This window comes from Streptomyces sp. NPDC060000 (assembly GCF_042737375.1).
Classification (GTDB): Bacteria; Actinomycetota; Actinomycetes; order Streptomycetales; family Streptomycetaceae; genus Streptomyces.
In genome coordinates this window covers 50,921-60,068 of record NZ_JBHWUU010000064.1, presented here as the reverse complement: position 1 = coordinate 60,068, position 9,148 = coordinate 50,921, and the positions used below count along the sequence as shown (strand labels likewise).

Here is a 9,148-nt window from a genome sequence, read left to right as displayed (position 1 = left end):
CCCTCGGTGAGGAGGCGCAGCCGGGCCGCCGCGTAGCCGCTGGGTCCCGAGTCCTCTGCATCCTTGCGCACGTCCGTACTCGTCACCCAGTGACTCCTGTTCTGTTCTGCCGTCAGAGCGCGTCCGGGCCGCGCTCGCCGGTGCGGACCCGTACGGCCGTCTCGACCGGGAGGGACCAGACCTTGCCGTCACCGATCTTGCCGGTGCGGGCCGCCTTGACGATGACGTCGATCAGCTGCTCGGCGTCGTCGTCCTCGGCCAGCACCTCGATGCGGATCTTGGGGACCAGGTCGACCGTGTACTCGGCGCCGCGGTAGACCTCGGTGTGTCCCCGCTGACGACCGTAGCCGCTGGCCTCGGTGACCGTCAGCCCGTGCACGCCGAAGGCCTGCAGGGCTTCCTTGATCTCGTCGAGCCGGTGGGGCTTCACGACGGCGGTGATGAGCTTCATGCGTCCACCTTCTTGCTCGCGTCGACCGCGGTCGGGAGGGCGGTCGTGCGGGCGGCGCCACCGCCGGCCCCGCTGAAGTCGTATGCGGTCTCGGCGTGCTCGGCCTGGTCGATGCCGGCCACCTCGTCGTCCTCGGAGACCCGCATGCCGATGGTCTTGTCGAGGAGGAAGGCGAGGATCGCGGAGACCACCAGCGAGTAGGCGAGGACCGCGAAGACACCGGCGCACTGCTTCCACAGCTGGTCGAACGAGTGGTCGCCGTAGAAGACGCCGGTCGCCGTGGACTGGCCCTTGCCGGTGGCGAAGAAGCCGATCAGCAGGGAGCCGATGACACCGCCGACGAGGTGGACGCCGACGACGTCGAGCGAGTCGTCGTAACCGAACTTGTACTTCAGGCCGACGGCCATGGCGCAGAGCAGACCGGCGATGGCGCCGATGGCGATCGCGCCGAGCGGGGAGATCGCACCGCCCGAGGGGGTGATGGCGACCAGACCGGCGACCGCGCCGGAGGCGGCGCCCAGCGTGGTGAACGCGCCGTGGCGGATCTTCTCGTAGGCGAGCCAGGCCAGCATGGCGGCGGCGGTGGCGACCTGCGTGTTGACGAACATCAGCGCGCCGACGCCGTCGTCGTTGCCGAGCCACGAGCCGGCGTTGAAGCCGAACCAGCCGAACCACAGCAGACCGGCGCCCAGCATGACCAGCGGCAGGCTGTGCGGCCGCATCGGGTCCCTCTTGAAACCGACGCGCTTGCCGATGACGAGAATCACGCCGAGGGCCGCGGCACCGGCGTTGATGTGGACCGCCGTACCACCGGCGAAGTCGATGACACCCAGCTCGAAGGCCCAGCCGCCGGCGCCCCAGACCCAGTGCGCGACCGGGAAGTACACGACCGTCGCCCACAGGGCGACGAACAGCGCCCACGCGGAGAACTTGACGCGGTCGGCGAGCGCACCGCTGATCAGGGCGGGCGTGATGATCGCGAACATCATCTGGAAGACCATGAACACGAAGATCGGGATGGTGTAGCCGTCCCACAGGTCCGTCAGGCCGATGTTGCTGAGGCCGACCCAGTCGGAGTTCCAGCCGATGAGGCTGCCGGAGTCGGTCCCGAATGCGAGGGAGAAGCCGTACAACACCCACAGGATGGTGACGATCCCGATGCTGATGAAGCTCATCATCAGCATGTTGAGCGTGCTCTTGACGCGGACCATGCCTCCGTAGAAGAAGGCGAGGCCCGGGGTCATGATCAGCACCAGGGCGGAACAGATGAGCATGAAGCCTGTGTTCGCGGAGGACAGCTTGGGTGCCTCCGCGGCAAGCGTGATGGCTGCTGCCATCGGCGTCTCCTCGTCGTAGGTACGGCCCCGTGCGGGCGAAGCCAGAGCGGGTTCGTGAGGGGTGGGCCGGTTATGCGCCATGAGATTCGCGCAACGCGGTTTCGGTGGAAGCCCCTCGTTGTTTCGCCGCTGTGACGAAGGCACCGTGCGTGTTACGCATCGATGAACTGCCGGATCCGGCCGGGATCGATCGTTATCGTGGCGCAACCTTCGACGAATGCCACCGCAACCATCGATTGAGCAACCCGAACGGCGGCCGGCCACGTCCGCGAGAGCGACGCCGGTTCAGTCGCAGAGGGCAGCAGCGAACCGGCCGCGGCCGGCCTTCCGATGACCTGGCATGGGGGAGCCGAGTCGGGCAGTTCGGGAGGACCGGCCGCGGCCGGGGTTCATGGGTTTCGCCCTGTGGATCAGCCGGATCAGACCGCTTCGGCCGTCTCCGGCAGCTCGATGGTGAGCCGCTCGGTCAGGTCCACGACCTCGGAGAGATCCCCGAAATCGCGTACGGCGCTGTCGACCGTCTTTCGAATACGAGTGTTGACGCGCTCGGAGCGCACTTTCTTGGCCTCTTTCATGGCCTGAGTGGCGAGGGCGGCGCTCTGCCCGGGCTCGCGCTGGAGGAGGTGCACCGTGGCCATGCCGATCAGGTTCAGCACGTACGACCGCCGGTGGTCGTGGTCGCCCGCGAACAGCTCCACGGCCTTGCGCATCAGGGGCTCGGCCAGCGAGGCGTACGTGGGGCTGCGGCCGGCGACATAGGCGAGATCGCGGAAGGAGTGGCTGTTCTCGCCGTAGAGCTCGGCCTCGGAGAAGAAGCGGATCCAGTCGGGGTCGGGCTCGTCCCACTCGTCCGACTCGGCGAAGGTGTCCTCGGCCATCCGCACCGCCCGCTTGCACCGCCCGGGCTGCCCCATGTTGGCGTAGGCGCGGGCCTCCATCGCATACAGCATGGACTGGGTGCGCGGGCTCGCGCAGTCCCGGCTGCCGTACTGCGCGAGGTGGATCAGTTCCAGGGCGTCCTCGGGCCGGCCCAGGTGGATCATCTGACGGCTCATGCTGGACAGCACGTAGCTGCCGAGGGGCCGGTCGCCGGCCTCCTTGGCCGCGTGCAGGGCGAGGACGAAGTACTTCTGCGCGGTGGGCTGGAGCCCGACGTCGTAGCTCATCCAGCCCGCGAGTTCAGCCAGTTCGGCGGCAACCTTGAAGAGCCTCCTCGCGGTGGTCTCGGGCTGGGGCTCCTGGAGGAGGTCCGTCACCTCGTGCAGCTGCCCGACGACCGCCTTGCGGCGCAGACCGCCGCCGCACTGGGCGTCCCACTGCCGGAACATCACGGTGGTGGACTCCAGCAGGTCCAGCTCGGGCCCGGAGAGCCGGCCGCGGGCCCGACTGGTCGGCATCGAGTCCGGTTCCTCGAGCGGGGCGGGCGGTGAGGGGACGAGCCAGCGCTGCATGGGCTCGATGAGGGACGGGCCCGCGCACAGGGCAAGCGAGGTGCCGAGGAAGCCGCGCCGGGCCAGCATCAGGTCGCTGCGCGAGAACTCGCTGAGCTGGGCCACCGTCTGCGGGGCCGTCCACGGGAGGTCGACGCCGGTCGCGGACGGCGCCTGGCGCGCCGCGCGCAGCCCGAGGTCCTCGACGGAGACGACGCAGCCGAACCGCTCGGAGAACAGCTCGGACAGGATCCTGGGGATGGGTTCGCGGGGGTTCTCACCGTCCAGCCAGCGGCGCACGCGCGAGGTGTCCGTGGAGATGTGGCTGGCGCCCAACTGGCGGGCTCGACGGTTGACTTGACGGGCGAGTTCACCCTTCGACCAGCCGCTTCGCACGAACCACGAGGCGAGCAACTCGTTCGGGCGCTTGTCCGCACCCGCAGCGCTACTTCCGCTTCCGCCGTTGCCGCTCACTGGAACGCCCCCATCCCTGAGACCACTTGTTACTGAGTGCGCCAAGCCTTATCAGAATGCCGGTAAATACGGCCTGCCGTACGGTACTTGTCACCCTTCGAACGGACAGCCGACTTGCCTCCGGCATACCCACAAGCGCATGTGCCTCCAGGACCCGCACACTCAAAGTAATCCTACGATCACGGCTCCAGCCACGAGGATCCCGGAAACGCCACCATTCGCCACCCCTTCGAATGAACTCCCGGTGACCTGGGCGCGATTCACTTGACACAGGACGGCCGGGAATGAGCGGAGCGAAGCACTCAGGGGCGCACGCGGCCGAGCACACCACCCGAAGGGCTTCCAGGCGCCGACTGGATCGTGCGGCCGACGGGAAGTGAGAACACGCAGAGTCACAGCACAGGACCACTGCGTAACCATCGGCGCGTCGGACCCGTTGGAGGGGGCATGGGCTTCACGATCGGCGGCATTCGCGAGATCCGCTCCGGCACGCGCAGGCGCGGTCGCTCGTCCGAGTGCACCGCCGTCGCCGAGTTCACGGGACTGTGGGGCTGGGACGCGGTGCCCGGCGCGCGGGCCGCCTCGGGCCTCTGTTCGTGCGGGCACCCCGACTGCCGCGAACCCGGCGCGCACCCCCTGGAGTTCGCCCCCCGGGTCCCCGCCGGATCAACGCTCGACGACGTGAGCAGGACCTGGTCGGAGTTCCCGGGAGCCGCCGTCATGCTGCCCGTCGGGCGCGCGTTCGACGTGATCGACGTCGCCGAGCCGGCCGGCCGTCGCGCCCTGGTCCGGCTGGAGCGCATGGGTCTTCCGCTCGGCCCGGTCACCGCCGCCCCCGAGGGCCGCACCCAGTTCTTCGTCGCCCCCGGCGCCGCCGCCGAACTGACCGGCCTGCTCTACCGCATGGGCTGGGACGACCCGACCGCCCTGGACCTGCGTGGCCTCGGCCCCGGTTCGTACATCACGGCCCCGCCCTCCGACCGCGGCGGGCTCGGCCCGGTGCGCTGGCTGCGTCCGCCCGCCCTGGACTCGACGGCCCGGCCCCCGGAGGCCCGCCTGCTGCTGGGCACGCTGGCGTACCTGGCACACCGGTCGCGCGCCTGAGCCGTACGGCGCGCACACGGCGAAGCGCCCGTCCCACTGCACCTGGGACGGGCGCTTCGCGTTTTTGCGCCTAGACCGGCGCCGCTTCCGCGGACCTGACCGGTCGCCGTGGTGGTACCTCGATCGACGGCTGCGGCCTGCGGGCGGTATGCAATGGCCCTCAGTCGCCGATCAGGGCATCCACGAACGCCTCCGGCTCGAACGGCGCCAGGTCGTCCGCGCCCTCGCCGAGTCCGATCAGCTTGACCGGGACGCCCAGCTCGCGCTGGACCGCGATCACGATGCCGCCCTTCGCCGTACCGTCCAGCTTGGTCAGGACGATGCCGGTGATGTTCACGACCTCGGCGAAGACACGGGCCTGGACGAGTCCGTTCTGCCCGGTGGTGGCGTCGAGGACGAGCAGCACCTCGTCGAGCGGCGCGTGCTTCTCGACGACCCGCTTGACCTTGCCGAGCTCGTCCATGAGCCCGGTCTTGGTGTGCAGCCGCCCCGCGGTGTCGATGAGGACGACGTCCACCCCCATCTCCTTGCCCTCCTTCACCGCGTCGAACGCGACGGAAGCGGGGTCGCCCGCCTCGGGGCCGCGCACGGTGTGGGCGCCGACGCGCTCGCCCCAGGTCTGGAGCTGGTCGGCGGCGGCGGCCCGGAAGGTGTCCGCGGCACCCAGGACGACGGTCCGCCCGTCGGCCACCAGCACGCGCGCGAGCTTGCCGGTGGTGGTGGTCTTGCCGGTGCCGTTGACCCCGACGACCATCACGATGCCGGGCTTGCGCTCCGCGGGCTCGGTCTTCACGGTGCGGTCGACCTCGGTGCCGACCAGCTTGAGCAGCTCGTCGCGCAGGAGGGCGCGCAGTTCCTCGGGGGTGCGGGTGCCGAGCACCTTGACGCGCTCACGCAGCCGTTCGACCAGTTCCTGGGTGGGCTGCACACCGACATCGGCGGTGAGCAGGGTGTCCTCGATCTCCTCCCAGGTGTCCTCGTCGAGGTGCTCGCGCGAGAGCAGTGTGAGCAGGCCCTTGCCCAGGGCGTTCTGGGAGCGGGACAGACGGGCGCGGAGGCGGATCAGCCGCCCCTCGGTGGGTTCCGGGATCTCGATCCCCGGAGCCTCGACAACGGGCGGCTCCTCGACGGCGGTGCCGGCCGAGCCGCCGTCGGGTAGATCCACCTCCTGGATCGTGCGGCGCGGTTCGTCGCGCGGCGTCTCGGCCTCGTCGCCGACCTGCGGCTCGGCCGGAGGGGCGGTGATGTCGGGCGCGGTGGGGGGCGGCGGGGGCAGCGACTTCGTCCGTCGGCTGCCGACGACGAGCCCGCCCAGCACACCGAGCACGACCACGGCGATGACTACAGCAAGGATGACGGTTTCCATAACGCGTCCAGTATCCATCCCTCCCCGCCCGGGGGCCCTGTTCCCCGGTCCGTACGGCTAGTCGGACGCGCCGCTCCTGTGCAGCGCGGCCCGTGCCCGGAAGCGCAGGCGAAGGCAGCGGTCCTCCGCCTCCTCCGACGCGTCCTCGGGGCAGCAGCAGTGCTCGGCGAGCCACCGCAGGTCGTCGGGGTCGAGCCAGAGGGCGACGCGACCCCGGTCGGCCTCGTCCTGCGGGTCGGTCGGCACGACGGGTCGAGTCATGGCCCGAGCCTACGGTCGGCCGGGCCCGACCCATGGCTATCTGACACACCGTCAGCTACGGTCCCCCCACATCCGCCGAAGGGGGTCTCCCATGCCCGTCTCCGTCGTCCGTTTCAATCTCGTCGCTCCCGGCGCGACCCCGGCCGAGCTCGGTGTGCGGTATCGGGCCGCTCTGGAGATGGCCGCGTACGCCGACGAGTGCGGGGTCACGACCGTGCAGACCGAGGAGCACCACGGAGCCGGGAACAACTGGCTTCCGTCGCCGTTCGCCTTCGCGGGCGCGGTGCTCGGCGCGACCCGGCGGCTCGTGGTCACGGTCTCGGCGGTGATCGGCCCGCTGTACGACCCGCTGCGGCTGGCCGAGGACATCGCGGTGCTCGACCTGCTGAGCGGGGGCCGGCTGGTCACGGTCGCCGGGATCGGGTACCGGCCCGAGGAGTACGCCCGGGCGGGGGTGGACTGGAAGCGGCGCGGGCGGCTCCAGGACGAGCTTCTCGACACCCTGCTCAAGGCCTGGACCGGCGAGGAGTTCGAGTACCGGGGCCGTACCGTACGGGTCACCCCGCGTCCGTCCTCCGAGCCGCACCCCCTGCTGCTGGTCGGCGGCTCCTCGAAGGCCGCCGCCCGCCGGGCCGCCCGGCTCGGCCTGCCCTTCTTCCCCAGCGCGCACCTTCCGGAGCTGGAGGCCTACTACAAGGAGCGGCTCGTGGAGTACGGGACGGAGGGCTGGACGATGATGCCCGCCGCCGAGACCCCGCTGCTGCACATCGCCGAGGACCCGGACCGGGCGTGGGCCGAGTACGGCGGTCACTTCCTGCACGAGGCACGGACGTACGCCTCCTGGCAGTCCGGCGACATCCGCTCCGCGGTGCGGTCGGCGGCGGGAAGCGTCCGGGAACTCCGTGACGAGGGGGTCTACCGGATCCTGACGCCGGACGAGTGCGTGGAACAGGGGCTCGACAGCCTCGTCCTGCATCCGCTGGCCGGCGGGATGCCGACGGCGGAGGGGTGGCGCGGTCTGCGGCTGTTCTGCGAGAACGTGCTGCCCCGGCTCAACGGGTGAGCCGGGGCAGCACGCCTACGGATGTCGAGGAGCGGGCAGCGGGGACTTGGCCCGGCTCCTCGAGATCAGGGACCTCCTACGGGAGGCTCAGCCCATCTCCTCCAGCGCCTTGCCCTTCGTCTCCTTGACGTACTTGAGGACGAACGGGATGGAGAGCGCCGCGAAGACCGTGTAGATCACGTAGGTCGCGGAGAGGTTCCAGTCGGCCAGCGACGGGAAGCTCGCGGTGATGGCCCAGTTGGCGATCCACTGCGCGGAGGCGGCCACGCCGAGGGCGGCGGCACGGATCCGGTTGGGGAACATCTCGCCGAGGAAGACCCAGACGACCACACCCCAGGACAGGGCGAAGAAGAGGACGAACACGTGGGCGGCGATCAGGGCGATCCAGCCCTGTGTGGCCGGCAGCTTGCCGTCGACGAGGTCGAAGGAGAACGCCCAGGCCTCCAGCGCGAGACCGACGACCATGCCGACGGAGCCGATCAGGGCGAGCGGCCTGCGGCCGACGCGGTCCACGAAGATCATCGCGATCACGGTGCCGATGATGTTGATGATCGACGTCGTGAAGGAGTAGAAGAACGAGTCCGTCGGGTCGACGCCGACCGACTGCCACAGCGTCGAGGAGTAGTAGAACGCGACGTTGATGCCGACGAACTGCTGGAAGACCGACAGGCCGATACCGACCCAGACGATCGGCTTGAAGAAGAAGGAGCCGCCGAGCAGGTCCTTGAAGGTGGACTTGTGCTCGCTCTTCATCGCGTGCTCGATCTCGGCGACGCGGGCGTCCAGGTCGATCTTGTCGCCCTCGACCTCTTCGAGGATGCCGCGGGCCCGCTCGCGCTTGCCGACGGAGATCAGGAAGCGCGGGGACTCGGGGATGGCGAAGGAGAGCAGACCGTACAGGACGGCCGGGACCACCATGACGCCCAGCATGACCTGCCAGGCCTCGAGGCCCATGAGCTCGCCACGCTGGTCGCCGCCTGCGGAGTTCAGCAGACCCCAGTTGACCAGCTGCGAGATCGCGATGCCGATGACGATCGCGGCCTGCTGGAAGGAGCCGAGGCGACCGCGGTAGGCGGGCGGGGCGACCTCCGCGATGTAGGCGGGGCCGATGACGGAGGCCATGCCGATGGCGAAGCCGCCGACGACCCGCCACAGGGCGAAGTCCCAGAGCGAGAAGGGCAGGGCCGAGCCGACGGCGCTGACGGTGAACAGCACGGCGGCGATCTGCATGACCCGGATGCGGCCGATGCGGTCGGCGATGCGGCCGGCGGTCGCGGCGCCGATGGCGCAGCCGATCAGGGCGATGGCGATGACCTGCGCGAGGGCCGCGGAGCCGACGTCGTAGCGGTCCCGGATGGCCTCGACCGCGCCGTTGATGACGGAACTGTCGTAGCCGAAGAGGAAGCCGCCCATCGCGGCCGCCGCGGCGATGAAGATGACGTGCCCGAGATGATCGGGGTGAGCCGTGCCGGCTCCTGACTTTTGTGCCTGCTCTGTGCTGGTCACGTTCAACTCCTCGGACCGCCGGCAACGCCGCCGACGGGGATTCAACCCCTCCAGATAGGTGGTACCTGAAGGTAAAAGCAACGGTGCCGAGACTATTCCTTCAAGTGTCGAAGTCAAGAGGGTCGGACTGTGACCTTTCAGCGCACAGGTGAGGGA

The 9,148-nt window shown here is 69.8% G+C and carries 8 protein-coding genes; 2 read left to right on the top strand and 6 right to left on the bottom strand.

The genetic code is table 11. From position 1 onward, the window contains the following. Positions 1 to 112: 112 nt before the first annotated feature. The 3 genes from ACFWBB_RS29605 to ACFWBB_RS29595 form a co-directional block, all read right to left on the bottom strand. The gene (locus tag ACFWBB_RS29605; RefSeq protein ID WP_003997576.1) at positions 113 to 451 is read right to left on the bottom strand and encodes a P-II family nitrogen regulator; all 339 of its coding nucleotides are present in this window, start codon (positions 449 to 451) and stop codon (positions 113 to 115) included. Next, positions 448 to 1,788, bottom strand: a complete 1,341-nt coding sequence (locus ACFWBB_RS29600) for an ammonium transporter (RefSeq protein WP_385278403.1) — start codon at positions 1,786 to 1,788, stop codon at positions 448 to 450. Before ACFWBB_RS29600 ends, ACFWBB_RS29605 begins: the two co-directional genes overlap by 4 nt. A 419-nt stretch (positions 1,789 to 2,207) precedes the next feature. After that, positions 2,208 to 3,692 (bottom strand): hypothetical protein, encoded by a 1,485-nt coding sequence (locus ACFWBB_RS29595; RefSeq protein ID WP_385278401.1) that lies wholly within the window; start codon positions 3,690 to 3,692, stop codon positions 2,208 to 2,210. A 447-nt stretch (positions 3,693 to 4,139) separates the two neighbouring features. Here ACFWBB_RS29595 and ACFWBB_RS29590 point away from each other — a divergent pair, with 447 nt between their 5' ends. Then, complete coding sequence (locus ACFWBB_RS29590) at positions 4,140 to 4,796, top strand: bifunctional DNA primase/polymerase (protein ID WP_385278399.1); 657 nt, start codon at positions 4,140 to 4,142, stop codon at positions 4,794 to 4,796. 160 nt (positions 4,797 to 4,956) lie between these two features. Here the strand turns inward: ACFWBB_RS29590 and ftsY are convergent, their stop codons facing one another. Together ftsY and ACFWBB_RS29580 are read right to left on the bottom strand one after the other, a co-directional pair. Further along, the gene (ftsY, locus tag ACFWBB_RS29585) at positions 4,957 to 6,162 is read right to left on the bottom strand and encodes a signal recognition particle-docking protein FtsY (protein WP_385278397.1); all 1,206 of its coding nucleotides are present in this window, start codon (positions 6,160 to 6,162) and stop codon (positions 4,957 to 4,959) included. A gap of 57 nt (positions 6,163 to 6,219) precedes the next feature. After that, on the bottom strand, positions 6,220 to 6,423 hold the full coding sequence (locus tag ACFWBB_RS29580; protein ID WP_385278395.1) for a hypothetical protein: 204 nt from the start codon (positions 6,421 to 6,423) through the stop codon (positions 6,220 to 6,222). Positions 6,424 to 6,514: 91 nt separating this feature from the next. Between ACFWBB_RS29580 and ACFWBB_RS29575 the strand changes: the two genes are divergently transcribed. Beyond that, the gene (locus ACFWBB_RS29575) at positions 6,515 to 7,486 is read left to right on the top strand and encodes an LLM class flavin-dependent oxidoreductase (protein ID WP_385278393.1); all 972 of its coding nucleotides are present in this window, start codon (positions 6,515 to 6,517) and stop codon (positions 7,484 to 7,486) included. 87 nt (positions 7,487 to 7,573) lie between these two features. Here ACFWBB_RS29575 and ACFWBB_RS29570 read toward each other — a convergent pair whose 3' ends face one another. Further along, positions 7,574 to 8,992 carry a sugar porter family MFS transporter gene (locus tag ACFWBB_RS29570; protein WP_385278391.1) on the bottom strand — a complete coding sequence of 473 codons (1,419 nt, stop codon included), beginning with the start codon at positions 8,990 to 8,992 and terminating at the stop codon, positions 7,574 to 7,576. Positions 8,993 to 9,148: the final 156 nt, after the last annotated feature.